We start from the raw sequence: 25,036 nt of genomic DNA, 5'->3' as shown, positions 1-25,036 counted from the left end.
GAGCGACGCCGGCCGCGAGGAGGGCGAGCGCCGGCTCGCCGCCGAGCTGGACGCGCTCGGACTCCGCGACGAGGTCGCCGGCGTGCACGCCCGCTTCCGGCCGCTCAACCGCCGCTTCAGCGCCGCGTGCACCGACTGGCAGGTGCGCCCGACCCGGCTGGACCCGATGGCCGTCAACGACCACACCGACTGGCGCTGGGACGAGCGGGTGCTGCGGACGCTGACCTCGGTCGAGACGGCCTTCGCCGCGCTCTGCGCCGAGCTGGCCGCCCGGCTGGCCCGCTTCGAGGGCTACGCCGGGCTGTACGCCGCGGCGCTGCGCCGCGTGGGCGCCGGCGAGCGCGGCTGGGTCGACGGTCACGACCGGGACTCCCTGCACCTGGTGTGGATCCAGTTCCACGAGGACCTGCTGGCCACGCTCGGCATCCCGCGCGGCACCGACGCCTGAGCCGCGCCGGTCCTGTCGCCGCTGCTCGGTAGCGTTCCGGGACGTGCCGCCCGTCCTCGACGACCCCGCTCCCGAGGGGGAGGGGGCCCCTCCGCCGCGGGTGGCCCGGGTCGTCGTCGACGTGCCCCTGGCCCACCTCGACCGCACCTTCGACTACGCCGTCCCCGACGACATGGCCGGCGAGGTCCGGGCCGGCTGCCGGGTGCGGGTGCGCTTCGCCGGGCAGCTGGTCGACGGCGTGGTGCTGGAGCTGGCCGACTCCAGCGACACCGGCCGGACACTGGCTCCGCTGGCCAAGCTCGTCTCGTCCGAGCCGGTGCTCACCCCGGAGGTGGCCACGCTGGCCCGCTCGGTCGCGCAGCGGTGGGGCGGCACGCTGACCGACGTCCTGCGGCTGGCCCTCCCGCCGCGCCGCGCCGCCGCGGAGAAGCGCCCGCCGGCCGAGCCCCCGCCGCCGCCGGAGCCGCCGGACCCGGCCGGTTTCGCCCGCTACCCGGCCGGCCCCTCGCTGCTGGCCGCCGTCGCCGAGGGCCGGCCGGCCCACGCGGTGTGGACGGCGCTGCCCGGGGAGGACTGGCCGGCGCGGCTCGCCGAGCTGTGTCGGGCGGCGCTGTCGGGCGGGCGCGGCGCGCTGGTCGTCGTCCCCGACGGCCGCGACCTCGACCGGCTGGAGGCCGCGGCCGGCGCCGCGCTGCCGACGGGGTCCTTCGTCGTCCTGCGCGCCGACGCCGCGCCCGACGCCCGCTACCGCCGGTTCCTCGACGCGGCCCGCGGCAGCGCGAAGGTGGTGCTCGGCACCCGGGCGGCGGCGTTCGCGCCGGTCGCCGACCTCGGCCTGGTGGCGATCTGGGACGACGGCGACGACCTGCACGCCGAGCCCCGCGCCCCCTACGCCCACGCCCGCGACGTGCTCCTGCACCGGGCGCACCTCACCTCGTGCGCGGCCGTCGTGGCGGCGACCGCGCGCACCGCCGAGGCCGCGCTGCTGGTGGAGAGCGGCTGGGCGCACGAGCTGGCCGCCGACCGCGCCACCCTGCGTGCCGCGGCGCCGAGGGTGCAGGCGCTGGGCGCCGACGCCGAGCTCGCCCGCGACCCCGCCGCGCGCACCGCCCGGCTGCCCAGCCTCGCCCACCGGGTGGCCCGCCAGGCACTCGCCGACGGCGCCCCGGTGCTCGTCCAGGTGCCCCGCGCCGGCTACGCGCCCGGCTTGTCCTGCGACCGCTGCCGCGCGCCGGCCCGGTGCGCCGTCTGCTCGGGTCCCCTGGGCATCGCGCCGACGCCCGGGCCCGGCGGCTCGCGGGTGCCGGCCTGCCGCTGGTGCGCCCGGCCGGCGGCCACCTTCGACTGCCCGCACTGCCACGGGACGAAGCTGCGGGCCTCCGTCGTCGGGGCGTCGCGCACCGCCGAGGAGCTGGGCCGGGCGTTCCCCGGTGCCGCCGTCCGGGTGTCGGGGCGGGGCTCGGGCGTGCTGCCGTCGGTGCCCCGGGGGCCGTCGCTCGTCGTCGCCACGCCCGGTGCCGAGCCGGTGGCCGAGGCGGGCTACGGCGCGGCGCTGCTGCTCGACTCCTGGGCGCTGCTGGGCCGGGCCGACCTGCGGGCGGGGGAGGAGACCCTGCGGCGGTGGATGAACGCGGCCGCCCTCGTCCGGCCCGCCGGGCAGGTCGTCGTCGCCGCGGATGCCGCCCACCCCGTCGTCCAGGCGCTGGTGCGCTGGGACCCGGGCTGGCTGGCCGAGCGGGAGCTGGCCGACCGCCGCGAGCTGGGCTTCCCGCCGGCCACCCGGATGGCGTCGCTGTCGGGGTCGCCGGCGGCACTGGCGGAGTTCCTCGCGGCCGCCCGGCTGCCCGCCGACGCCGACCTGCTCGGCCCCGTGCCCGAGCCCCCGCGGCCCGGTCAGGAGGGCGAGCGGGAGCGCTACCTCGTACGGGTGCCGCGGGGTGAGGGGCTCGCCCTGGCGACGGCGCTGGCCGAGGTGCAGGGCGTGCGCAGTGCCCGGAAGGCGGCCGAGCACGTGCGGGTGCAGCTCGACCCCCTCGAGCTCGTCTGAGGCGGTGCCGCGCCGGCCGACGTGTCCGATCGAGGACGACCGGATCGCGCCCGGCCCGTTTACGTTGTAAGCCGCCCGGGGTACGAGAGCGCCGCCTCCGCACACGGGGGGAGGCGCGCGGACGGGTGCGGTCGAGACCGCCGACCCCCGGCCTGCAGAGGCCCGGCAGGGAGTCCGCGCGACCACACGCATCGAGGAGGACACATGAGTGAGTCGCGCACGCCGCCGACCGGCCCGGGCGCCCAGCGCGGGGCCACGCCCGTCTCGGGCGGCCCGAAGGACGACCGCCGCCGGAGGGGCCTGCTGTTCGGCGCGCTGCTCGTCGCCGCCCTGGTCGCCCTGGCGCTGCTGTTGAGCCAGTGCCTCGGCGACGACCCGGAGGGCGGGACGGACACCGCGGGACGGACGGCCCGGACGAGCGGGGGATCGGCCGGGTCGTCGGGCTCGGGATCGGGCGCGTCGTCCGGTTCGGCATCGTCCGGTTCGGCATCGTCGGGTTCGGCGTCGGCCGGTTCGTCCGGGTCGGCATCCGGTTCGGCCGGCGCGCCCGCCGGTGGCGCCGGTGGTCAGGGGCAGGTCGTGACCGGTGACGGGCGCTCCGTGCTCGAGCTGGCCGCCGCTCCCGACGCCGCCGGCGCGCTGGGCGGCGTCGCCGGGCAGCCGGCCACCGCCACCGGCGTGCAGGTGCTGTCGGTGCCCGCCGACGAGGGCTTCTGGGTCGGCACGTCGGACACCCAGCGGGTGTGGGTGCAGCTGACCGGCGAGGCCGGCGAGTCGCCGTACCAGGTGCAGGAGGGTGACCTCGTCGACTTCGAGGGCACCGTCGTCGCCCACGACGCCGGGTTCGCCCCGCAGGTCGGGGTCGACGACGCCGAGGGCGCCGCGCAGCTGTCCCAGCAGGCGCAGCACCTCGAGGTGGCCAAGTCCGCCGTGCGTCTGGCCGCCTGAGCTGCTCGGCCGGCCGGGCCCGCGTCCCCGGGGCGCCGGCCCGGCCGGCCGGGCCGCTCGACTCAGTCGGTCATCTGCTCCAGCAACTCGGCGAGCTCGTCGTCCAGTCCGGCGGTGACCCGCTCCTCCTCGATCCGTGCCGTGGCCCGGCGCCACCACACCGGCAGGGTCGAGGCGGCCGTGGCCGCGCCGACCGCCACCCCGAGCAGCAGGTGGGGGTGCGTGACCCCGCGGCGGCGCAGGGACCGGGCGAGGGGTCCGTCGACGACCGTGACCACCAGCCCCCATCCGGTGGTCACCAGTGCCTGGTGCAGCCGGGCCGCCCGGTCCCGTGGGTCGTCGGGCAGAGCGGGCAGTCCCCGCAGCACCCGGCGCAGCGCCGGCACCTCGCGGAGGACGGTCTCGGCCGCCACGGCCGCGCTGATCGCCAGGTACAACCGGGCGCGTGCCCAGGAGCGGGGAGGCAGTTCCAGGGCCGCCTCGGCGCCGCCGACCACCAGACCGTCGAGGGCGGCGGTCGCGACCGCGGTGACACGGTGGGACGTCGGTGCGGCCATGCGAGCACCGTAGCCCGGCCGTCCGGGCACCCGAGCCGCCACGGTGGCGCCTCGGCAGGGACCCGGCGCGAGCAGGCGAGCGTCGGGGGCGGAGGGGGCCTTCTTCTACGATCGACCGGTGAGCGTGACCCCCATCCGGCTGATGGGCGACCCGGTGCTGCGCACCCCCGCGGCCCCCGTCGTCGATTTCGACGCCGAGCTGCGCCGGCTGGTGGCCGACCTGACCGAGACCATGCACGCCGCCGGCGGCGCCGGACTGGCCGCGCCGCAGATCGGCGTGGGCCTGCGGGTCTTCACCTGGCACGTCGACGGCGAGGTCGGCCACCTGGTCAACCCGGAGGTCGACCTGGTCGGCGAGGAGACCGAGGAGGCGCCGGAGGGCTGCCTGTCGATCCCCGGCTACCGCTTCGACTGCCGCCGCCACCTGCACGTCGTCGCCACGGGCTGGAACCAGCACGGCGACCCGGTCCGGGTGGAGGGCTCGCAGCTGCTGGCCCGCGCGGTGCAGCACGAGGTCGACCACCTCGACGGCGTGCTGTTCGTCGACCGGCTCGACCGGGAGGCGCGCGCGGCCGCGCTGGCGGCGCTGGCCGAGGCCGAGTGGACCGGCATGGGCGCCTGGGTCCCGCGCGTGGAGGTGAGCCCGCACTGAGGCTGCTCTTCGCCGGGACGCCGGAGGCCGCCGTCCCCTCGCTGGAGGCGCTGCTGGCCTCCGGCCACGAGGTCGTCGCCGTCCTCACCCGCCCCGACGCCCGCTCCGGCCGCGGCCGGAAGGTGAGCCGCTCGCCGGTGGCCGGGCGCGCCGACGCCGCCGGCCTGCCGGTGCTGCAGCCCCGCTCGCCGCGGGAGCCGGAGTTCCTCGCGCAGCTGGCCGACCTCGCCGTCGACTGCGCGCCGGTGGTCGCCTACGGCGCGCTGGTGCCGCCCGCCGCGCTCGACCTGCCCGCGCACGGGTGGGTCAACCTGCACTTCTCGCTGCTGCCGGCCTGGCGCGGCGCCGCCCCGGTGCAGCACGCGCTCATGGCCGGCGACGAGCTCACCGGCGCCTGCACGTTCCGCCTCGAGCAGGGCCTGGACACCGGGCCGGTGTACGGCGTGGTCACCGAGCCGATCGGCCCGCGCGACACCGCCGGCGACCTGCTCGGCCGGCTCGCGGTCAGCGGCGCCCGGCTGCTCGTGGCCACCCTCGACGGCATCGCCGACGGCAGCCTCGAGCCCCGGCCGCAGCCGGCGGAGGGGGTCAGCCTCGCGCCGCGGATCGAGACCGCCGACGCGCGGGTCGACTGGGCGCTGCCCGCGCACGTCGTCGACCGCCGGGTGCGCGGCGTGACCCCGGCGCCGGGCGCGTGGACCACGTGGCGCGGCGAGCGACTGCGCCTCGGCCCGGTCGAGCCCGTGCCGTCGTCGTCCCTGGGACCCGGTGAGCTCGCGGTGGGCCCGGACGGCGTCCTCGTGGGCACCGGCCGCGGCGCCGTCCGGCTCGGCGAGGTACAGCCCGCCGGCAGGCGCGTTCTCCCGGCCGCCGACTGGGCCCGCGGCGCCCGCCCGGCGCCGGACGAGCGGTTCGGCGAGTGACGCGCCCGCCCCGCCGTCCGGCCGGTCCGCGCTCGGGCCGCCGCGACCGCTCGCCCCGCCGTCCGGTCCTCGACGGCGCCCGGCTGACCGCCTACGACGTCCTCGACGGCGTCTCCGCGCGCGCGGCCTACGCCAACCTGCTGCTGCCCCAGCTGCTGCGCGAGCGCCGGCTCGAGCCGCGCGACGCCGCCTTCGCCACGCAGCTCGCCTACGGGGCGCTGCGCGCGCAGGGCACGCTCGACGCCGTCCTGGCGCGGCTGGTCGACCGGCCGCTCGCCGACCTCGACCGGCGGGTCCTCGACCTGCTCCGCCTCGGCGCCTACCAGCTGCTCGACCTGCGGGTGCCCGCGCACGCCGCCGTCGCCACCACCGTCGACCTCACCCGCGCGATCGTCGGCGCGGGTGCCTCCGGTCTGGTCAACGCGGTGCTGCGCAAGGTGGCCACGGGCGGCGACCGGGCGGCGTGGCTGGCCGAGCTCGGTACCGACGGCGACCGGCGGTTGGCCCTGGCCACCGACCACCCCGAGTGGGTCGTCGCGGCGTGGCGCGACGCGCTGGGCGGTGACGCCGAGCTGGAGCCCGCCCTCCTGGCCGACGACGCCCCGCCCGAGGTGCACCTGGTCGCCCGCCGCGTGGCCCGGGAGGCGCTGGCCGAGGAGTCCGGCGGGACGCCCGGGCCGTGGTCGCCGTACGCGGTGCGGCTGGGCGGGGGAGACCCCGGCCGGATCCCGTCGGTGCGCGCCGGCGCCGCCGCGGTGCAGGATGAGGGCAGCCAGCTCGCCGCGCTGCTGCTGGCCCGCGCGCCGCTGGAGGGCCCCGACGCCCGCTGGCTCGACGTCTGTGCGGGCCCCGGCGGCAAGGCCGGGCTGCTGGCCGCGGTCCGCCCGGCGGGAGTGCACCTGACCGCCGCCGACCGGGCGCCGCACCGTGCCGAGCTGGTGCGCACGACGCTGCGCGACGAGGACGACGTCGAGGTGCTGGTGGCCGACGGGCGGCAGCCGCCGTGGGCGCCGGGGTCGTTCGACCGGGTGCTGCTCGACGCGCCGTGCACCGGGCTGGGCGCGCTGCGCCGGCGGCCCGAGGTGCGCTGGCGGCGCGGGCCCGAGGACGTCGGCCCGCTGGTGGAGCTGCAGACGGCGCTGCTCGACGCGGCGCTGACCTCGGTGCGCCCGGGCGGGGTGGTCGCCTACGTGACCTGCTCGCCGCACACCGCGGAGACCGTCGCGGTCGCCGACGCCGCGGCCGCCCGCGACGACGTCGAGCTCCTGCCCGTGGCACCGCTGTTCGAGGGCGTGCCCGGCGTCGAGCGGGGACCGTACGGGCAGCTGTGGCCGCACCGGCACGGCACCGACGCGATGTTCATGGCCCTGCTGCGCCGCACCCGGTGAGCGAGGAGGCGCCGTGACCCTGCACGTCGGCGTGGCCGGAGCCGGGATCGGCGGTCTCGTCCTCGCCCAGGCGCTGCGGGCGCGCGGCGCCCGGGTCACCGTCTTCGAGCGGGACGGCTCGGCCGCCGAGACCGCCGGCTACCGCCTTCACCTGGACGCACCGGCGATGGCCGCCCTCCGCCGCGTCCTCCCCGCGCGGCTGGTCGAGGCCCTGCGCGCCAGCGGGGTGGGCGCCGAGGCCTTCACCCGCTTCGCCGTCCTCGACTCCCGGGGCCGCACCCGCCTGCGGCTGCCGGTGGACGACGAGGGGGAGGTGCTCCTCATCGGCCGCCGGGCGCTGCGCGAGGTGCTGGCCGGCGGCCTGGACGGCGCCGTCCGCTGGGGCGACGCCGTCACCGACCACAGCGAGCACCCCGACGGTGTGACGGTGCGCACCGCCGGTGGTGCGGAGGTCGACGTCGACGTCCTGGTCGGGGCCGACGGCGCGGGCTCACGGACCACCCGGCGCCTCACCGGCCGGCCGGCAGCCCGGCCGGCGGGGGTGACCGCGGTCGCGGGCACCGTGCCGCTCGACCGGCCCGCACCGCCGTTCCCGCGCACGCTCGAGCGCGGTCTGGCCTTCGCGATCGGTCCGGGCGGCGCCGGGGTGTTCCTCGCCGCGCACCTGCCCGGCCCGCGCGTGGCCGTCCCCGGCGCCGTTCCCGAGCCGCCGTACCTCGTGTGGTCGGTCGCCCTGCCGGACCAGCGGTGGCCGGAGGAGCTGCCGGCCGCGTCCGGTGCGGAGCTGGGCGCGATCGCGGAGGCGGCGCTGACCGGGTGGTCGCCGCGCTTCCGCGACCTGGTGGCGGCGGCGGAGCCCGGCTCGGTCGCCGAGTTCCCCTTCGTCCTCCCCGCGGACCCGGCGCCCTGGCGCTCGGACCGGGTCACGCTGCTGGGCGACGCCGTCCACCCGGTGCCCCCGACCGCCGGGGCCGGCGCGAGCACCGCGGTGGCCGACGCCGCGGGACTGGCCGAGGACCTGCTCTCCCGGCCGCTGCCCGAGGCGATGGCCGCCGCGCAGGAGCGGGTGCTCGCCGTGGCGCCGGCCGTCCTGCGGGAGGCGCTGCCCGTGCTGGCCTGGCAGCGCCGGCTGTCCTCGCCGGTCCTCCGGGCGCTGGCGACCGGCCTCGCGCTCCCGGCCGTCGGCGGGGCGCTGGCCCTGGGACGGCGGCTGCGCGGGGCGCCCCTGCCGTAGTCCCACCGGCCGGGAGGGGTGATCGGCGCACCTAGACTCGGCAGACGTGCCCCGTGCCCCGATGATCGCGCCCAGCCTGCTGTCGGCGGACTTCTCCCGGCTGGCCGACGAGGTGGCCCGCGTGGCCGACGCCGACTGGCTGCACGTCGACGTCATGGACGCCCACTTCGTGCCCAACCTGACCCTCGGGCTCCCGGTGGTCGAGGCGATCCAGGCGGTCAGCCCGATCCCGCTCGACTGCCACCTGATGATCGAGGCGCCCGAGCGCTGGGCGCCCGGCTACGCCGAGCTCGGCGCCCGCAACGTCACCGTGCACGCCGAGGCCTGCACCGGCGACCCGCGCGCCGTCGCCCGCGACCTCCGCGCCGCCGGGGCCCTGGCCGGCCTGGCCGTCAAGCCGGGCACCGCGCTCGAGGACTACACCGAGGTCCTGCGCGAGTTCGACACCCTGCTGGTCATGACCGTCGAGCCCGGCTTCGGCGGGCAGGCCTTCATGGCCGAGGTGCTGCCCAAGGTCCGCCGGGCCCGCGAGCTGGTCGACACCGGCCACCTGCAGCTCTTCGTCGAGGTCGACGGCGGCATCAACACCGACACCATCGAGCAGGCCGCCGAGGCCGGCGCCGACGTCTTCGTCGCGGGCTCGGCCGTCTACGGCGCCGACGACCCGGCCCGCGCCATCGCCGCCCTGCGCACGCAGGCCTCGGCGGCCGTGGCCCGGGCCGGCACGGCCGGGTGACCGGCAGCCCGGCGGAGCTCGCCGCCGCGGCACGGGCGCGTGAGTCCAGCGCCATGGCACGGGCGCGTGAGTCCCGCGCCATGGCCCGGGCGCGCGAGTCCCGCGCCATGGCACAGGCGCGCGAGTCCAGCGCCATGGCCCGTGCGCGCGAGCTCGGGGAGAGCGTCCTCGGCACGACCAGCCCCAACCCGGCCGTCGGCGCGGTGGTGCTCGCCGCCGACGGCGGCCTCGCCGGCGAGGGCGCCACCGCCCCGCCCGGCGGCCCGCACGCCGAGGTCCGTGCCCTGGCGCAGGCCGGCGACCGCGCGCGTGGCGGCACCGCCGTCGTCACCCTCGAGCCCTGCGCGCACACCGGCCGCACCGGACCGTGCGCCGACGCGCTGCTGGCCGCCGGCGTCGCCCGCGTCGTCGTCGCCGTCCCCGAGCCCACCGGGCTGGCCGGCGGGGGAGCCGAGCGGCTGCGCGCCGCCGGCGTCGACGTCGAGCTGGGCGTCGAGCGGGAGGCCGCCGAGGAGGGCGCGCTGGGCGCCTGGCTGACCGGCGTGCGCGAGCAGCGGCCGCAGGTCGTCTGGAAGGTCGGGGCCACCCTCGACGGACGGGTGGCCGCCGCCGACGGCACCAGCCGCTGGATCACCGGTGCCACCGCCCGTGCCGCCGTGCACGCGCTGCGCGCCACCTGTGACGCGGTCGTCGTCGGCTCCGGGACGGCGCTGGCCGACGACCCGCAGCTCACCGTCCGCGACGCCGAGGGCCGCGACGCCGCCCGCCAGCCCCTGCGCGTGGTGCACGACCGCCGCGGCCGGCTGCCGGCGACCGCGCGCGTGCTCGACGACGCCGCCCCCACGCACGTCAGCGCCGCGGCCGGCCCGGCGGAGCTGCTCGCCGAGCTGTTCGACCGCGACGTCCGCCGGGTGCTGCTCGAGGGCGGCCCCACCCTGGCCGCGGCGTTCCTGCGCGAGGGGCTGGTCGACGAGGCCGTCGTCCACCTGGCACCCACGCTGCTCGGCGCCGGCCCCTCCCTGGTCGGCGACCTGGGAATCAGCACGATCTCCGCGGCGCTCTCCCTCGAGGTACGGGACGTCACCCTGCTGGGCGGGGACGTGCAGATCCGTCTGCGCCCCACCCGTCACACTGGGGACCGACCGCACGTGCACGAGAGGGGCTGAGGTGTTCACCGGGATCGTCGAGGAGGTCGGCTCCCTCGCCACGCGCGAGGACACCGGCGACGCCGCGGTCCTGCGCATCCGCGCCCGCCGCGTGCTCGAGGACGTCGCGCTGGGCGACTCGATCGCGGTCAACGGCGTCTGCCTCACCGTGACCGGCGTCGAGCCCGCCGCCGACGGCAGCTCCGTGTGGTCCACCGACGTCATGGCCGAGACCCTGCGCCGCAGCAGCCTCGGCGCCCTCGCCGACGGCGACCCGGTCAACCTGGAGCGGGCGGTCACCGCGCACACCCGCCTGGGCGGGCACATGGTGCAGGGCCACGTCGACGGCGTCGGCCGGGTCGTGTCCCGGACGCCGGGCGAGCACTGGGAGGTCGTCCGGGTCGCGCTGCCGCCGGAGCTGGCCCGCTACGTCGTCGAGAAGGGCTCGATCACGATCGACGGTGTCTCCCTGACCGTCAGCGCGCTCAGCGCGGCCGACGACCCGGACCCGTGGCTCGAGGTCAGCCTCATCCCCACCACCCTGCGCGAGACCACGCTGGGCGGCCGCGCCCCGGGGGACCCGGTCAACCTGGAGGTCGACGTGATCGCCAAGTACGTGGAACGCCTGCTGGGAGCACGCCGATGAGTGCCGCCGTCCGCCTGGACTCCGTCGAGAGCGCGATCGCGGCCGTCAAGGACGGCCGGCCCGTCGTCGTCATCGACGACGAGGACCGCGAGAACGAGGGCGACCTGATCTTCGCCTCCGAGCTGGCCACGCCCGAGCTGGTGGCCTTCATGGTCCGCTACACCTCGGGCTACATCTGCGTCTCGGTGACCGAGGCCGACGCCGACCGGCTCGACCTGCCGCCGATGTTCCGGGTCAACCAGGACCGCCGCGGCACCGCCTACACCGTCACCGTCGACGCCCGCGAGGGTGTGACCACCGGCATCTCCGCGCACGACCGCGCGCACACCATCCGGCTGCTCGCCGGTGCCGGGACGACCAGCGCCGACCTCGCCCGGCCCGGCCACATCGTGCCGCTGCGGGCCAAGGACGGCGGCGTGCTGCGCCGCCCCGGGCACACCGAGGCCGCCGTGGACCTCGCCGTCCTGGCCGGGCTGCGCCCGTCGGGCACGCTGTGCGAGCTGGTCAGCGAGAAGGACCCGACCGGGATGGCCCGCGGCGAGGAGCTGCGGGTCTTCGCCGACGAGCACGACCTGTGCCTGATCTCGATCGCCGACCTGATCGCCTACCGCAAGCGCTTCGACAAGCTGGTCGAGCGGGTCGCCGAGGCCACCGTGCCGCTGGCGCCGGGCACCTTCACCGCCGTCGGCTACCGCAGCTCCTACGACGAGCGCGAGCACGTCGCCTTCGTCTACGGCGACGTCGGTGACGGCGAGGACGTCCTGGTGCGGGTGCACTCCGAGTGCCTCACCGGCGACGTCTTCGGCTCGCTGCGCTGCGACTGCGGCCCCCAGCTGCAGGCCGCGCTGGCCGCCGTCGCCCGCGAGGGCCGCGGCATCGTGCTCTACATCCGCGGGCACGAGGGCCGGGGGATCGGCCTGCTGCACAAGCTGCAGGCCTACCAGCTGCAGGACGCCGGCATCGACACCGTCGACGCCAACCTCGACCTGGGCCTGCCCGCCGACGCCCGCGACTACGGCACCGGCGCGCAGATCCTCGTCGACCTCGGCGTGCACACCATGCGGCTGCTGACCAACAACCCGGCCAAGCGCGCGGGGCTGGAGGGCTACGGGCTCAAGGTCACCGGCCGGGTGCCGCTGCCCAGCCACGTCACCGTGGAGAACCTGGCCTACCTGCGCACCAAGCGCGACCGCATGGGCCACCTGCTCGACATCATCGAGCCCGAGACCGAGTCCGGACCGGCCGACGTCCCGGCCGGGGTCGCGACCGTGCCGGGCACCGACGTCCCCCTCGGACAGCGGGAGCAGCAGCTGTGAGCGGGAGGGGAGCGCCGGAGGTGCGCCCGGTCGACGCAGCCGGGGTGTCGCTGGGCATCGTGGCCACCACCTGGCACGCCGAGATCACCGAGAGCCTGCTGACCCGCGCCGTCCAGGCCGCCCGCGCCAGCGGTGTCCCCGAGCCGACCGTCGTCCGCGCGCCGGGCGCGGTGGAGCTGCCCGTGGTGGCGCAGGCGCTGGCCGAGCGGCACGACGCCGTCGTCGCCCTCGGCGTGGTCATCCGCGGGGGGACGCCGCACTTCGAGTACGTGTGCGACGCCGTCACCGCCGGCCTGACCCGGGTCGCCCTCGACGCCGGCCGGCCCGTGGGTAACGGCGTGCTCACCTGCGACACCGAGGAGCAGGCGCGCGACCGGGCCGGCCTGCCCGGCTCGGCCGAGGACAAGGGCTGGGAGGCCACGGTGGCCGCGCTGGCCACCGCCCTCACCCTGCGCGGCCTGCGCGTGCCGCCGCAGGCCACCGGCTTCCAGGCCACCCCCGTCGCCGGGCAGGGGCACGCGTGAAGACCTTCGACGAGCTGTTCGCCGAGCTCTCGGGCAAGGTCGCCGCGGGCGACCCCGCCTCGGGCACCGTGACCGCCGTCCGCGACGGCGTGCACGCGGCCGGCAAGAAGGTGGTCGAGGAGGCCGCGGAGTCCTGGATGGCCGCCGAGCACGAGGGCGCCGACCGGACGGCGGAGGAGATCAGCCAGCTGCTCTACCGGGTCCAGGTCCTCATGCTCGCCCGCGGGCTGACGCTCGACGACGTCTACACCCACCTCTGAAGAAGGACCCTCCTGCCCGCACCGCCCGCACGCCCGCGGCGGGACCCTGCAGGAGGGCCGACCGCCCGTCACCGACCTGAGGAGCCCTCCCGTGCTGCGTGTCGCCGTCCCCAACAAGGGCGCCCTGAGCGAGCCCGCGGCCGAGATGCTCGACGAGAGCGGCTACCGCCAGCGGCGCAGCACCAAGGACCTCGCCGTCTACGACCCCGACAACGACACCGAGTTCTTCTACCTGCGTCCGCGTGACATCGCCGTGTACGTCGCCGCCGGCACGCTCGACGTCGGCATCACCGGCCGGGACATGCTGCTGGAGACCGCCCCGGCCGACGGCGAGGGCCACTCGGCGGTGGAGGTCATGCCACTGGGCTTCGGCCGGTCCTCGTTCCGCTTCGCCAGCCCCGTGGAGTCGGGCATCGACGCGGTCGAGCAGCTGGCCGGCAAGCGGATCGCCACGGCCTACCCGGTGCTGCTGCAGCGCTTCCTCGACGAGTCGGGCATCAAGGCCGGGGTGGTCAAGCTCGACGGCGCGGTGGAGACCGCCTGCCGGCTGGGCGTGGCCGACGCCGTGTGCGACGTCGTCGAGACCGGGACGACGCTGCGCGCGGCGGGCCTGCGGATCATCGGCGAGCCGGTGCTGCGCAGCGAGGCGGTGCTCGTCCGCCGCGAGGGCGCCGAGGAGGTCCCCGCCGTCGCACAGCTGCGCCGGCGGCTGCGCGGGGTGCTGGTCGCCCGGCAGTACGTGATGCTCGACTACGACTGCCCCAACGAGCTGTTGGAGAAGGCCACCGCGCTGACGCCCGGGCTGGAGGGCCCCACGGTCAGCCCGCTGCAGACCGAGAACTGGTCGGCGGTGCGGGCGATGGTCCGGCAGAGCGACACCAACCGGGTCATGGACGAGCTCTGGGAGCTCGGCGCCCGCGCCATCCTGGTGACCAGCATCCACGCCTGCCGGATCTAGAAGGACCCCCGTGCCCCCCGCCACTCGCAGGCTCGCGGCGGGACCCTGCACGGGGGCCGCCGTGCCCCCCGCCACTCGCAGGCTCGCGGCGGGACCCTGCACGGGGGCCGCCGTGCCCCCCGCCACTCGCAGGCTCGCGGCGGGACCCTGCACGGGGGCCGCCGTGCTGCCCGCTCGCAGGCTCGCGGTGAGCCTCCGGACGGGGCCGCTGCTGCTGCTCGCCGCGCTGACGCTCCTGTGCGCGGCCTGTGCCGAGCGGGGCGGCGGCGGGGCACCCGGCACCACCGGCCCGGGGACGGTGAGCGGTGACGAGCTGGTCGTCGAGGTCGACCGTGGCGACGGCAGCCCGCTCGAGCGGTACACGCTGACCTGTGGCGAGGTCCCCGGTGGCGACCACCCCGACCCACGGGCCGCCTGCGCGCACCTGGCCGCGATGGACGACCCGTTCGCACCGCTGGCCGTCGGTCGCCTCTGCACCGAGCAGTACGGCGGCCCGCAGACCGCCCGCGTGACCGGGACCTGGCGGGGGGCCGGCGTCGACCTCGCGCTCTCGCGCACCGACGGCTGCCGGATCAGCCAGTGGGACTCCCTCGGCCCGCTGCTCCCCGGGCCCGTCGGGTGAGGTGCGCCGGTGGCGTGCTCCGAGGCCGGAGTGCACCACCGGCGCACCTCGCTCGGGAGGAGTCGACGCGCGCAGACGACAGCGGCCCCTCCCCGGGTGGGGAGGGGCCGCTGCGGCGTGGGACCCGGTCAGCGCACCCGCGTGGTGCGGTCGACCAGGTCGATCGCGGTGCACAGGCCGAGCGCCATGGCCCGCCCGCTGGTGGACCCGGTGGCCAGCAGGCCGGCGATCGCCGGGCCCAGGGGGCGCTCGCCGACCAGGCCGTGCAGCACCGCTGCGTACTCGCCGCTGACCCGGCCGGCCGCGGCGTGCCGCAGCAGTGCCCGCGACAGCTCGGTGGTGCGACCGACGGCCAGCGCGTAGACGCCCGCGGCGAACCGCTCGGCGGACGGGTGCCCCAGTAGCACGAGCCCGGCCATGGTGCCGGCCATCACGTCGTCGCCGGCCGGGGTCAGGCCGGGGCCGAGGCCCACGAGGCGCGCCGCGGTGCGCAGTGCCGCGTCGAGGTCGGCCCGGCGGACGGCGCCGCGCAGCGCGGCCAGCGGACCCCCCGGCCCGGCGGGCAGGCCGGGCAGGGTGAACGCGCTGTGCGGGACGCCCTCGCCGTAGAGCGTGGTGCGCAGCTGCCGCACGCCTTCCGGCAGCAGCGCCGGACGCGGGCTGGGCAGCCGCGGCCGCGGGTCCCACCACGCCGCCGCACGCACGACCAGGTCGCCGACGACGATGCGGCCGCCGCCGACCTCGGCAGGCGCACCGCTCGGCAGGTTCACCAGCGGGCGGCCGTTGCTCGGGCGGAAGAGCACGCAGCCCAGGGGCAGCCGCGCGGCGTCGCTGGCGAGCACGCCGACGACGTCGCTCCCGCGGTCGGTGGACACCTGCAGGTAGACGGCGGCCGGTGCGCTCATGAGCACGCGCGCGGGGCGCACGGGTCCGCGGAGCAGGTCGGCGACGCCCGTGCTGGCCGAGGCCGGGACGGCCGACGCCGCGCGCACCGGTGCCGCCGTGCGCAGCGCCTCCTGGGCCGAGGCGCGGGGCAGGGGGATCGTGGGGACGCCGGCGCGGGCGGCACGCCCGCGGACGGCGGCCTCGGGGTCGGGGGTCGTGTGGTCGATGGTGCGCATGGCAGGCCCTTCACCGTCGCTCGGCGGGGCGACCCTCCACTCGGGGCTCCCGCCCGGGCCGGCCCTCCCGCCGGTGGCAGTCACGGCGCCGTGTACGGCGACCGCCTACCATCCGACGGACGGAACGAACCGGGTCTCGAAGCTAAGCGGCGCGTCGCACGTCCTCGTATGGCGAATGTGGCCAAGAATGAGGGTGGCCGTCCAGGCACACCTGCCAGGTTCCTGCAACTCGAGAAGGACGATGGCCGACGAGGAGGGCGAGTCGTGACTCAGGGTGAGGTCTCAATGACCTCAGGGCCGTACCCCACCGCACCTCTGCCGTTCCAGCGGGGGTGGCACGGCACCGGCGCGGCACGGACCGCCGCGGCCCGCGACGAGCGGTCCGGATGGCGGGACCGGGTCGGTCTCCGGGTCGACGAGGCCCTGCGCCTGCCCCGCCTCGCGGGTGCCGAGGTGGTGGCCGGCCGGGCCGGCCAGGAGCGGATCGTCCGCCACATGGTCGTCGACGACCCGTCGGCGCCGCTGGCCGCTGCCGCCCCCGACGTCCTCGTCGTCCTGGGTGCCCGGCTGCCGCCGGCCGACCCGGCCGACTGCCGGGCGCTGGTCGAGCGACTCGACCAGCTCGGCACCGCCGCGCTGGCCTACCGCCGCACCGAGGGGCCGCCGCCGGTCCCGGCCGAGGTGCTGGCCGAGGCCGACCGGCGCGGCCTGCCGGTGGTCGCCCTGCCCCCCACCATCCGGCTGGACGAGGCGGTCTCGGAGGTGCTCGGCGCGGTCGTGCGCAAGCAGGGCGAGGCGCTCGTGCTCTCGGCCCGCATGCACGACCAGTTCATCGACGTCGCGCTGTCCGGCGGCGGGCTGGCCGAGGTGACCGATCAGCTGGCCACCTTCCTCGAGGGCGCCGCGGTGCTGGGCCTGGGTCCCGACCGCGAGATCGTCACCACTGCCGGCCCGCCGGACGACGTCGCCGAGATCAGTGACTGGCTGTGGCTGCTCGACGCCGAGGCCGAGGACGAGCTGGCCCTCATGGCGCCCTCCCGCCGGGTCTCGGGCGTGCGCGCCGACCAGACCGTCGTCACCCCGGCCGACGTGCTCGCCGACGCCGACCTGTCGCCGGCCGACGGGATCCTGCTCGTCCCCGGCCACCACGAGCTGCCCGGCGGCGTCGGGGAGTACGCCGTCGCGCCGATCATGGCCGGTGACCAGCGGCACGGCTGGCTGGTCGCCGTCCACCGGACCGGGCAGATGGTGGTCGGCGCCGGCGGTGTCCTCGAGCGGGCCGCGGTCATCTCGGCGCTGTCGGTCATCCGCCAGCAGGCCGTGCACTCGGTGGAGCTGCGCTTCCAGGGCGACCTGGTGCGCCGGCTGGTCGCCGGGTCGCTGCGGCACACCGAGCGGGCGCTGGCACAGACCCGGTCCTTCGGCTGGCGGCTCGACGGCCCGGTCGTCGTCCTGGTGACCGCGACCGAGACCGCCGCCGACCCGCAGGCCGACCCCACCCGCGCCCTCGACGTCCTGGACCGGCTGGCCGACGGCTGGCGGGCGGCGCTGGAGTCGGAGGTCGCCGGTGCCGCGGTGGCGGGGCTGTCCACCGAGATCGTCACGGTGCTCCCGCTCGACGAGCGGTCGCCGGAGGAGATCACCGCCCTGGTGACCGCGGTCACCTCGCGGGTGAACGCGCGGGTGCGCCGGGTGGGTCGCGTGCTGGCCACCGGCATCGGACGCCCGGCGCTGTCGCTCTCGGCGCTGGGGGAGGCCCACCAGCAGGCGCAGCGGGCGCTCGGCGTGGGCCAGGAGATCCACGGGACGGCCGCGGTCACCCACTTCGACCAGCTCGGCGTCTTCCGGCTGCTCTCGCTCATCCCCGACAGCACGGAGCTGCGCACCTACGTCGACGAGGTGCTCGGCACGCTGGCCGACGCCTCCGACCCCGACTCCGCCGACCTGCGCGAGACGCTGCGGGTGCTGCTGGAGACCAACCTCAACGTGGCCGAGTCGGCCCGCCGACTGCACTTCCACTACAACACGATGCGCTACCGCATCGGCAAGCTCGAGCGGCTGCTCGGGCCGTTCACCACCGACCCCACGCTGCGGCTGAACCTCCTGCTGGCGCTGCACGCGGCGCGGATGCGCGGGCTGGACCAGCCGCACCGGCCGCCGGTCGACTCCGGCCTGCTGCCGCCCGACGACGGCTTCGACGCGCTCATCTGACCGGTGCCGGCGCGACCAGTTCCGCGCTGACCTCCCACAGCTCGCGGGCTCGGTCGGGGTCGGTGCTCTCCGGCGACGACGGCGCCTCCGCGTCGCGCTCGACGTAGCGCCCGCTGCGGCCGGCCGGGCCGGTGACCAGTGCCGCGAGCTGGGCGGCGGCCTGCTCGGGGGTCTGGGCGAACGGCAGCCGGGCGAGCAGTGGCGCGAGCGCCGAGTAGAGGGCGCGCGCCGGCGCCGGGTAGGACCGGGCCAGCCCGGTGACCGGCATGAGCCCCGGGTCGTAGACGACGACGGACAGCTGCGGGCAGCGGCCGGCCAGCTCCCGGCCGAAGTAGACGTTGGCCAGCTTGGACGTGGCGTAGGCCCGCTGTCCCGACTCCGCGCGCGGCCGTGCCAGCTCCCGCGGGTCGGCCCAGCGCGGGCCCGGGAACGGGCCGGACTTCCGGGAGGTGCCGAAGTGGGTGCCGCTGCTGACCACCACGACCCGGGCACCGGGTGCCAGGTGCGGCAGCAGCTCCTGGGTGAGCAGGAAGTGCCCGAGGTGGTTGACCGCGAAGGTCAGCTCGTGGCCGTCGGCCGAGGCGCGGTCGGCCCGGATCTGCTGGACGCCGGCCACGAGCAGCAGCGCGTCGAGCGGCCCGCGTTCCGCAGCGGAGGCCGCGGCGGCCCGCACGGAGGCGAGGTCGGCCAGGTCCAGCGGCAGGACGCCGGTGTGCGGGCCGAGCTCCGTGGCGACCCGTCGGCCCGCGTCGGGGTCACGGGCGCCGAGGAGCACCCGCCAACCCGGCGTGGCCGCCAGCAGGCCGGCGGTGGCCCGGCCCAGTCCCGAGGTGGCGCCGGTGACCAGTGCCGTCCGCTGCTCGTCCATGGTGTCTCCTGCACACTCGACGGAGGGATCCGGGACGTCGTCCCGATGTGAGACTCTGTTTCACAACGGTACGACGTGTCAAGGAGGCACCGTGGACGAGACCGCCGCACAGCGCCGCCGCCGACGGACGCGCGCCGAGGTCACGCGCCGGGCGGTGGAGCTCTTCGCCGCCCAGGGCTACGCCGGCACGAGCACCGAGCAGGTCGCCGCGGTGGCCGATCTCTCGCGCAGTACCCTGTTCCGCCTCTTCGCCGACAAGGAGGACCTGCTCTTCGGCCTCGAGGACGACCTGCTGGCCGGTGCCGCCGCCGCGGTCGCCGAGGCACCGGCCGGGCAGCCGCCGTGGCCGGCGCTGCGCACGGCCGTCGTCCGCACCGCCGAGCGGGTCGCCCCCCTGCGGGACCTGCTGCTCACCCGGGAGCAGGTGGTCGCCACCGTGCCGGCGCTGCGCCTGCGTGCGGCGGCCAAGCTGCGGCGCTGGGAGGCCGCGCTCGCCGACGGCCTCGCCACCGGACGCGGCGTCCCCGCGGCCGACGCGCTGCTGATGGCCAAGCTGGTCGTCGCCTGCTTCGAGGTCGCCCAGCAGGACTGGCTGGACGGCGACGCCGACGACCTGCCGGCCCTGCTGACCGCGGCGCTGGACCGTCTCCCGGCCCTCCTCGGACCGTGATCCCCGTCGGGCGGCCCCTTGCAGGGGCCCGCCGCGAGCCCGCGAGTGGCGGGGGGCAGGGGTCCTCCCGCTGCGACCGTCCGGCCCGGCGGGCACGATCGTCGGGTGACCGCACCGGTGGAGGAGCTCGTCGGCCGGATGCAGGAGCTGCTGGCGGCGCTGGAGGCGGCCGACGACCCGGGGCGCTTCTTCCTCGGCACCTACCTGCGCACCACCCGGGCGGTCGACGCCGCCATCGACGGCGGGCTGTTCGAGGACCCGGAGTGGGTGACCACCTGGGACGTCGACTTCGCCGGGCTCTACCTCGACGCACTGGAGGCGCACCGGCGCGACCCGGACGCCCCGCCGGCGCCCTGGCGCGAGGCCTTCGGCACCGACCCGGCCACCCGGCCGGAGGGCCACGTGCTGCTCGGGATGAACGCGCACATCAACTTCGACCTGCCGCAGTCGCTGGTGCGGGTGATCGCGCCGGCCGACTTCGCCGACCCGGCGGTACTGGAGCGCCGCCGTCGCGACCACGAGCGGATCGACGCCGTCCTGGCCGGCCGGGTCGCCGAGGAGGACGTCGCCCTGCAGGCGGCCGGGAGCCGGCGGACGCCGGTCGACCGGCTCCTGGCCGGGGCCAACCGGACGGCGGCGAAGGTGCTGCTGCGCGAGTCCCGGCGCAAGGTGTGGGCCAACACGATGGTGCTGCACGAGGCGCGGCTCGCCGGGCCCGACGCGTACGCCCGGCGGGTCGCCCAGCTCGAGGTGGTCAGCGCGGCGCGGGTCCACGACCTGCGCCGTCCCGGGCCGGTGCTGCTGCGGCTGGCCGTCCGCGGCTTCGGCGTCGAGCTGCCGCGGGGAGGCGGCGACGATCAGGGGACCTGATCGTCGCGGGGCCACCTCGCGTCGACGGTCCCGCCCTGCCGGGTGCCCGGGTCGGGCGCAGGCTGTCCGGGGTGCCGCACCGTGCCGCACCGGGAGGAGGACCGCATGACCGACGCCGGCCGACCACTGTCCGGGAAGGTCGCCCTGGTCACCGGGGCGTCGTCGGGGATCGGCGAGGCGACCGCCGCCGCGCTCGTGGAGGCCGGCGCCGCCGTCGCGATCGGTGCCCGCCGCGCCGACCGCCTGTCCGCGCTGGCCGGGGAGCTCGACGGCGAGGGCGCCCGCGTCCTGACCCTCGACCTCGACGTCACCGACGAGCAGTCCTGCCGGGACGCCGTGGCCCGGACACGGGACGAGCTCGGCGGCCTCGACGTCCTGGTGAACAACGCCGGCGTCATGCTGCTGGGGACCATCGTCGGCGCCGACCCCGAGGACTGGCGCCGGATGATGGCGACCAACGTCCTCGGCCTCATGTACATGACGCACGCCGCGATCGACGGCATGGTGGAGCAGGGCTCGGGCGACGTCGTGAACATCTCCAGCGTCGCCGGGCGGCAGGCGCGCAAGGGCGCCGGTGTCTACAACGCGTCGAAGTGGGCGGTGAACGCCTTCAGCGAGTCACTGCGCCAGGAGGTGACGACGAAGGGCGTGCGGATCTCCCTCGTCGAGCCCGGCGCCGTGGCGACCGAGCTCACCGACCACATCACCCAGCCCGACGCCAAGGCCGCGTCCCAGCGGATGTACACCGACATGACGCCGCTGCAGGCCCAGGACGTCGCCCGCGCGATCGTCTACGTGGTCAGCCAGCCCCGGCACGTCGCGGTCAACGAGGTGCTCGTCCGCCCCACCGACCAGGAGCGCTGAGCCCCCGGGTGACGTGAGGGAACGCCCCACCCCTCACGGGCCCGCCGAGCGTGCGGGGCGTGGGGCGAGAGGTCGTCCTCCCTCAGTCGCTGAAGACCTCGATGGAGGCGCCCATCTCGACCAGGCGCTCGTAGAGGTGCTCGTAGCCACGGGCGATGATGTCGACGTTGCGCAGCACCGACGTGCCGCGCGCGGCCAGCATCGCCAGCAGGATGCACACGGCCGGCCGCAGCGCCGGCGGGCAGACCACCTCGGCGCTGCGCCAGCGGGTCGGGCCGGTGACCAGCACCCGGTGCGGGTCCATGAGCCGGACGTCGGCGCCCAGGCGGGTCAGGTCCGACAGGTGGATCGCGCGGTTGTCGTAGACCCAGTCGTGGATCAGCGTCGAGCCGGTGGCCGAGGCGGCGATGACCGCGAAGAACGGCAGGTGGTCGATGTTGAGGCCCGGGAACGGCATCGGGTGGATCTTGTCGATCGGGGCCTTGAGCTGCGACGGCGAGATGGTGACGTCGGCCAGCCGGGTGTGCCCGTTGTCGGCGCGGTACTCCGGCGAGAGCGTGTAGCGCAGCCCCATCTCGGCCAGCACCGCCAGCTCGATCTCCAGGAACTCGATCGGGGCGCGGCGGACGGTCAGCTCGGACCCGGTGACGATCCCGGCGGTGAGCAGGCTCATCGCCTCCACCGGGTCCTCGCTGATCGTGTAGTCGACGTCGGCGTCCAGGACGGCCCGGCCGTGCACGGTCAGCGTCGTCGTCCCGAGGCCCTCGACGCCGACGCCGAGCAGCTGCAGGTACAGGCAGAGGTCCTGGACCATGTAGTTGGAACTGGCGTTGCGGATGACCGTGGTGCCCTCGGTGCGGGCGGCGGCCAGCAGCGCGTTCTCGGTGACGGTGTCCCCGCGCTCGGTGAGCACGATGGTCCGCCGCGCGGTGGTCGTGGGGGCGACGCTGGCGTGGTACTCGCCGGCGTGCGCCTCGATCGCCAGGCCGAAGGGGCGCAGCGCGATCATGTGCGGCTCGACGGTGCGGGTGCCCAGGTCGCAGCCGCCGGCGTAGGGGAGCCGGAAGGTGCGGGCCCGGTGCAGCAGCGGGCCGAGGAACATGATGATGCTGCGGGTCCGGCGGGCGGCGTCGGCGTCGATGCCGGCCAGGTCCAGCTCGTCGGGGACCTGCAGGGTCAGGTCGCGGCCGGCCTCGTCCCAGGTGGCCGCGACGCCGATCGAGCGGAGCACGTCGAGGATCCGGTCGACCTCCACGATGCGGGCCACGTTGCGCAGCGTCGTCCGGCCGCGGTTGAGCAGCGAGGCACACAGCAGCGCGACGGCGGCGTTCTTCGACGACTTCACCGTGACGCTGCCCCGCAGCGGCGTGCCGCCGGTGACCCGCAGGTGGGTCGGCCCGGCGGGGCCGACGCTGATCAGCTCGCTGTCGAGGGCGTCGGAGAGCCGGCCGAGGAGCTCGAGGGTCAGGTTCTGCCCGCCCTGCTCGATGCGGGCGACGGCGCTCTGGCTGGTGCCCAGCCGCTCGGCCAGTTGCTGCTGGGTGAGCCCCCGGTGCCGCCGGGCGTCGCGGATCAGCAGGCCGATCCGGTGGGTCGCGCCGGCCGCGAGGGAGGACGTCGCAGGAGGGGTCGGGTCGGTCGCCGTCACAGGGGGCCACGCTATCTCGCAGGTGAGATACCGGTGCAGGGGCGCGCCGGTGGAACGAGGGGGACCGGTCCGGCCACACTGCACGGCGTGGACGTTCTGGTCACCGGAGGCACTGGTCAGCTGGGCCGCGCGCTCGTCCCCGTGTTGCAGGCCGCGGGGCACCAGGTGCGGCAGATGTCGCGCCGCGGGACGGGGCCGGGCGGGGTCCGCGGCGACCTCGCCACCGGCCGCGACCTCGCCGAGGCGGCAGGCGGCGCGGAGCTGGTCGTGCACGCCGCCAGCGACCCGCGCGGTGACCCCTGGCAGGTCGACGTCGCCGGTACCCGCCGGCTCGTGCAGGCGCTCGACCGCGCCCGCCTGCAGCACCTGGTGTACGTCTCGATCGTCGGCGTCGACCGGGTTCCCTACGGCTACTACCGGGCGAAGTTCGCCGCCGAGCAGGTGCTCCTGGCCTCCGGGCTGCCGGTGACGCTGGCCCGGATCACCCAGTTCCACACCTTCGTCGACGAGATGCTCGCCACCGCCCGCCGCGGGCCGGTGCTGCCGGTGCCGATGAGCTGGCAGGCCGCGCCGGTCGACGTCGCCGAGGCGGCCGACTTCCTGGCCGAGGTGGCCGGGCGGCCGGCCACCGGCGACGTCGTCGAGTTCGGCGGGCCGGAGGTGCTGACGGCGGCCGACCTGGCCCGGGCGTGGGCGGCCGCCCGCGAGCCGGGCGTGCACGTGGTGGCCACGCCGCTGCCCGGCCGGCTCAGCGCGGCCTTCCGCGAGGGCGGCGTGCTGCCCGGGCCGCGCGCCGAGCGGGGACGGCGCACCTACGCCGAGCACCTGCGCGCCTGAACGCGGCGTCCCTGCCGTTCTCCGCACCCGGGCTGCCACGTCCGGGAACCGCCAGCCCGCCGTCGTCCCCGGCACCTAGGGTCCGGACGTGCCCCGAACCCCTGCCGCGCCGGTGCTGGCCGCCGTCGTCGTCACCGTCCTGGCATGGGCCTCGGCGTTCGTCGGCATCCGCGCGGTCGGCGACGACCTCTCGCCCGGGGCGCTGGCGCTGGGCCGGCTCCTGGTCGGGACGGCGGTGCTCGCCCTGCTGTCGCTGCGACGCGGCTGGGTGGCCCCGACCCGGCGCGAGTGGGGGCTGCTCGTCGTCTGCGGGGTGGGCTGGTTCGGCGTGTACAACGTCGCCCTCAACGCCGCCGAGCAGCACCTCGACGCCGGGACGACGGCGATGCTGGTCAACACCGGGCCGATCCTCATCGCCGTCCTCGCCGGGGTGTGGCTGGGCGAGGGCTTCCCGCGCCGGCTGGTGGCCGGCCTCGTCGTCGCCTTCGCCGGGGTGCTGCTGATCGGTCTGGCCGGACGCGACGGCGGGGCGGACCTGGCCGGCGTGGTGCTGTGCCTGGTCGCGGCGGTCACCTACGCGGTCGGCGTGGTGGCGCAGAAGCCGGTGCTGCGCCGGCTGCCGCCACTGCAGGTCACGTTCGCCGCCTGTGCGATCGGCGCGGTCTGCTGCCTGCCGTGGGCCGGCGTCCTGGCGGGGGAGGCGGCCGCGGCGCCGGCGTCGTCGGTGCTCGGGATGGTCTACCTGGGCGTCGTGCCGACGGCGCTCGCGTTCAGCACGTGGGCCTACGCGCTGGCGCGGACCCCGGCCGGCCGGCTCGGCGTCACCACCTACCTGGTGCCGCCGCTGGTGGTGCTGCTGTCCTGGCTGCTGCTCGACGAGGTGCCGCCCGCGCTCGCCGTCGCCGGTGGCGCCGTGTGCCTGGCCGGGGTGGCGCTGGCGCGCAGCCGCGGGCGGGTGCGGCCGCCGGCGCCCGGAACGGCCCTGCGGCCCCGTCCCGGGTCCCGCCCTGAGCCTGCGAAGGGTGGGTAGGACGGGGTCCTTCACAAGTAGGCGCGGGGGTCGACCGCCGGTGGCAGCTCGCCGGGCACGATCCGCCGCCCGCTCACCGACGTGGGGATGACCCGCAGCCAGCGCCCGTGCTCGCCCGGTGCCCACGGCTGCACACCGGTCGCCTCGGTGCGGGCGACCAGCTCGGCGCGGTGACCCGGGCCGACCTCCTCGGCGACGCCGCGGACGAGGACGCTCCAGCCGCTGCGGGTGCGCGGGTCGATGTCGTCGACCTCGAAGGTGACGTTGGCGTGGTCGGCGGCGGCCAGCTTGGTGCCCGGTGCGGTGCGGATGACGATCGTCGTGCCGTCCATCGCGTAGTTGACCGGGAAGACCAGCGGGTGGTGCTCGGCGTTGACCGCGAGCCGGCCGATCTCCTGGGTGGCCAGGAGCCGGTGGCACTCGTCAGCGGGGAGCTCCTGCAGCGTGGGTCCGGTCTCCTCGGCGGTCATGGCCCCATCGTGGCCGGGGCGGGGACCGGCCGCGACCGGTTCC

General features: G+C 77.1%; 26 protein-coding genes. 21 read left to right on the top strand and 5 right to left on the bottom strand.

What is annotated here, in order from left to right:
- The 3 genes from ABQ292_RS15185 to ABQ292_RS15175 form a co-directional block, all read left to right on the top strand.
- The coding region (locus ABQ292_RS15185; protein ID WP_369207806.1) for a hypothetical protein at positions 1–448 on the top strand (448 nt) is incomplete at its 5' end.
- A 43-nt stretch (positions 449–491) separates the two neighbouring features.
- A complete protein-coding gene (locus ABQ292_RS15180) occupies positions 492–2,495 on the top strand; it encodes a primosomal protein N' (protein WP_369207804.1) in 2,004 nt (667 codons plus the stop codon).
- A gap of 204 nt (positions 2,496–2,699) precedes the next feature.
- Positions 2,700–3,443 carry a hypothetical protein gene (locus ABQ292_RS15175; protein WP_369207802.1) on the top strand — a complete coding sequence of 248 codons (744 nt, stop codon included), beginning with the start codon at positions 2,700–2,702 and terminating at the stop codon, positions 3,441–3,443.
- A 62-nt stretch (positions 3,444–3,505) separates the two neighbouring features.
- Here the strand turns inward: ABQ292_RS15175 and ABQ292_RS15170 are convergent, their stop codons facing one another.
- Positions 3,506–4,000, bottom strand: a complete 495-nt coding sequence (locus ABQ292_RS15170) for a hypothetical protein (protein WP_369207800.1) — start codon at positions 3,998–4,000, stop codon at positions 3,506–3,508.
- A 118-nt stretch (positions 4,001–4,118) separates the two neighbouring features.
- On the opposite strand from ABQ292_RS15170, the gene def reads away from it, so the two are divergent.
- From def to ABQ292_RS15110, 12 genes are all read left to right on the top strand, one after another.
- The gene (gene def / locus ABQ292_RS15165) at positions 4,119–4,652 is read left to right on the top strand and encodes a peptide deformylase (RefSeq protein WP_369207798.1); all 534 of its coding nucleotides are present in this window, start codon (positions 4,119–4,121) and stop codon (positions 4,650–4,652) included.
- Positions 4,601–5,575 carry a methionyl-tRNA formyltransferase gene (gene fmt / locus ABQ292_RS15160; RefSeq protein WP_369207796.1) on the top strand — a complete coding sequence of 325 codons (975 nt, stop codon included), beginning with the start codon at positions 4,601–4,603 and terminating at the stop codon, positions 5,573–5,575. Before def ends, fmt begins: the two co-directional genes overlap by 52 nt.
- On the top strand, positions 5,572–6,963 hold the full coding sequence (locus ABQ292_RS15155) for an RsmB/NOP family class I SAM-dependent RNA methyltransferase (RefSeq protein ID WP_369207794.1): 1,392 nt from the start codon (positions 5,572–5,574) through the stop codon (positions 6,961–6,963). The genes fmt and ABQ292_RS15155 overlap by 4 nt, the downstream gene beginning before the upstream one ends.
- A 13-nt stretch (positions 6,964–6,976) precedes the next feature.
- On the top strand, positions 6,977–8,197 hold the full coding sequence (locus ABQ292_RS15150; RefSeq protein ID WP_369207792.1) for an FAD-dependent oxidoreductase: 1,221 nt from the start codon (positions 6,977–6,979) through the stop codon (positions 8,195–8,197).
- A 46-nt stretch (positions 8,198–8,243) separates the two neighbouring features.
- Positions 8,244–8,933 carry a ribulose-phosphate 3-epimerase gene (gene rpe, locus ABQ292_RS15145; RefSeq protein WP_369207790.1) on the top strand — a complete coding sequence of 230 codons (690 nt, stop codon included), beginning with the start codon at positions 8,244–8,246 and terminating at the stop codon, positions 8,931–8,933.
- Positions 8,930–10,099: a bifunctional diaminohydroxyphosphoribosylaminopyrimidine deaminase/5-amino-6-(5-phosphoribosylamino)uracil reductase RibD gene (gene ribD / locus ABQ292_RS15140; protein WP_369207788.1), complete on the top strand. Its 1,170-nt coding sequence runs from the start codon at positions 8,930–8,932 to the stop codon at positions 10,097–10,099. Before rpe ends, ribD begins: the two co-directional genes overlap by 4 nt.
- 1 nt (position 10,100) lies before the next feature.
- Complete coding sequence (locus ABQ292_RS15135; RefSeq protein WP_369207786.1) at positions 10,101–10,724, top strand: riboflavin synthase; 624 nt, start codon at positions 10,101–10,103, stop codon at positions 10,722–10,724.
- Positions 10,721–12,040 (top strand): bifunctional 3,4-dihydroxy-2-butanone-4-phosphate synthase/GTP cyclohydrolase II, encoded by a 1,320-nt coding sequence (locus ABQ292_RS15130; RefSeq protein ID WP_369207784.1) that lies wholly within the window; start codon positions 10,721–10,723, stop codon positions 12,038–12,040. Before ABQ292_RS15135 ends, ABQ292_RS15130 begins: the two co-directional genes overlap by 4 nt.
- Entirely contained in the window at positions 12,037–12,564 is a 528-nt protein-coding gene (gene ribH / locus ABQ292_RS15125; protein ID WP_369207782.1) for a 6,7-dimethyl-8-ribityllumazine synthase, read from the top strand. The genes ABQ292_RS15130 and ribH overlap by 4 nt, the downstream gene beginning before the upstream one ends.
- Positions 12,561–12,824, top strand: a complete 264-nt coding sequence (locus ABQ292_RS15120) for a phosphoribosyl-ATP diphosphatase (RefSeq protein WP_369207780.1) — start codon at positions 12,561–12,563, stop codon at positions 12,822–12,824. Before ribH ends, ABQ292_RS15120 begins: the two co-directional genes overlap by 4 nt.
- A 91-nt stretch (positions 12,825–12,915) precedes the next feature.
- Positions 12,916–13,782: an ATP phosphoribosyltransferase gene (hisG, locus tag ABQ292_RS15115; protein ID WP_369207778.1), complete on the top strand. Its 867-nt coding sequence runs from the start codon at positions 12,916–12,918 to the stop codon at positions 13,780–13,782.
- Between the two features lie 187 nt (positions 13,783–13,969).
- A complete protein-coding gene (locus ABQ292_RS15110; RefSeq protein ID WP_369207776.1) occupies positions 13,970–14,404 on the top strand; it encodes an SSI family serine proteinase inhibitor in 435 nt (144 codons plus the stop codon).
- Positions 14,405–14,532: 128 nt separating this feature from the next.
- Here the strand turns inward: ABQ292_RS15110 and ABQ292_RS15105 are convergent, their stop codons facing one another.
- Positions 14,533–15,525: an oxamate carbamoyltransferase subunit AllH family protein gene (locus tag ABQ292_RS15105; protein ID WP_369207774.1), complete on the bottom strand. Its 993-nt coding sequence runs from the start codon at positions 15,523–15,525 to the stop codon at positions 14,533–14,535.
- Positions 15,526–15,810: 285 nt separating this feature from the next.
- Between ABQ292_RS15105 and ABQ292_RS15100 the strand changes: the two genes are divergently transcribed.
- The gene (locus ABQ292_RS15100; protein ID WP_369207772.1) at positions 15,811–17,736 is read left to right on the top strand and encodes a PucR family transcriptional regulator; all 1,926 of its coding nucleotides are present in this window, start codon (positions 15,811–15,813) and stop codon (positions 17,734–17,736) included.
- Here the strand turns inward: ABQ292_RS15100 and ABQ292_RS15095 are convergent.
- On the bottom strand, positions 17,729–18,604 hold the full coding sequence (locus ABQ292_RS15095; protein WP_369207770.1) for an SDR family NAD(P)-dependent oxidoreductase: 876 nt from the start codon (positions 18,602–18,604) through the stop codon (positions 17,729–17,731). The genes ABQ292_RS15100 and ABQ292_RS15095 overlap by 8 nt on opposite strands.
- A 91-nt stretch (positions 18,605–18,695) precedes the next feature.
- Between ABQ292_RS15095 and ABQ292_RS15090 the strand changes: the two genes are divergently transcribed.
- From ABQ292_RS15090 to ABQ292_RS15080, 3 genes are all read left to right on the top strand, one after another.
- Positions 18,696–19,274 carry a TetR/AcrR family transcriptional regulator gene (locus tag ABQ292_RS15090; RefSeq protein ID WP_369207768.1) on the top strand — a complete coding sequence of 193 codons (579 nt, stop codon included), beginning with the start codon at positions 18,696–18,698 and terminating at the stop codon, positions 19,272–19,274.
- Between the two features lie 105 nt (positions 19,275–19,379).
- Entirely contained in the window at positions 19,380–20,144 is a 765-nt protein-coding gene (locus ABQ292_RS15085) for a DUF5995 family protein (RefSeq protein WP_369207766.1), read from the top strand.
- A 105-nt stretch (positions 20,145–20,249) separates the two neighbouring features.
- Entirely contained in the window at positions 20,250–21,008 is a 759-nt protein-coding gene (locus ABQ292_RS15080; RefSeq protein WP_369207764.1) for an SDR family NAD(P)-dependent oxidoreductase, read from the top strand.
- An 82-nt stretch (positions 21,009–21,090) separates the two neighbouring features.
- Here the strand turns inward: ABQ292_RS15080 and ABQ292_RS15075 are convergent, their stop codons facing one another.
- Positions 21,091–22,656, bottom strand: a complete 1,566-nt coding sequence (locus ABQ292_RS15075) for a helix-turn-helix domain-containing protein (protein WP_369207762.1) — start codon at positions 22,654–22,656, stop codon at positions 21,091–21,093.
- 87 nt (positions 22,657–22,743) lie between these two features.
- On the opposite strand from ABQ292_RS15075, the gene ABQ292_RS15070 reads away from it, so the two are divergent.
- A complete protein-coding gene (locus ABQ292_RS15070) occupies positions 22,744–23,493 on the top strand; it encodes an SDR family oxidoreductase (RefSeq protein ID WP_369207760.1) in 750 nt (249 codons plus the stop codon).
- An 88-nt stretch (positions 23,494–23,581) separates the two neighbouring features.
- A complete protein-coding gene (locus ABQ292_RS15065; RefSeq protein WP_369207758.1) occupies positions 23,582–24,523 on the top strand; it encodes a DMT family transporter in 942 nt (313 codons plus the stop codon).
- 11 nt (positions 24,524–24,534) lie between these two features.
- Here the strand turns inward: ABQ292_RS15065 and ABQ292_RS15060 are convergent, their stop codons facing one another.
- A complete protein-coding gene (locus ABQ292_RS15060; protein WP_369207756.1) occupies positions 24,535–24,993 on the bottom strand; it encodes a pyridoxamine 5'-phosphate oxidase family protein in 459 nt (152 codons plus the stop codon).
- Positions 24,994–25,036 lie beyond the last annotated feature (43 nt).

The sequence above is a fragment of the Geodermatophilus maliterrae genome, from assembly GCF_041018925.1.
GTDB lineage: Bacteria > Actinomycetota > Actinomycetes > Mycobacteriales > Geodermatophilaceae > Geodermatophilus > Geodermatophilus maliterrae.
The sequence above is the reverse complement of the archived record's forward strand: the minus strand, read 5'-3'. Positions and strand labels throughout refer to the sequence as shown.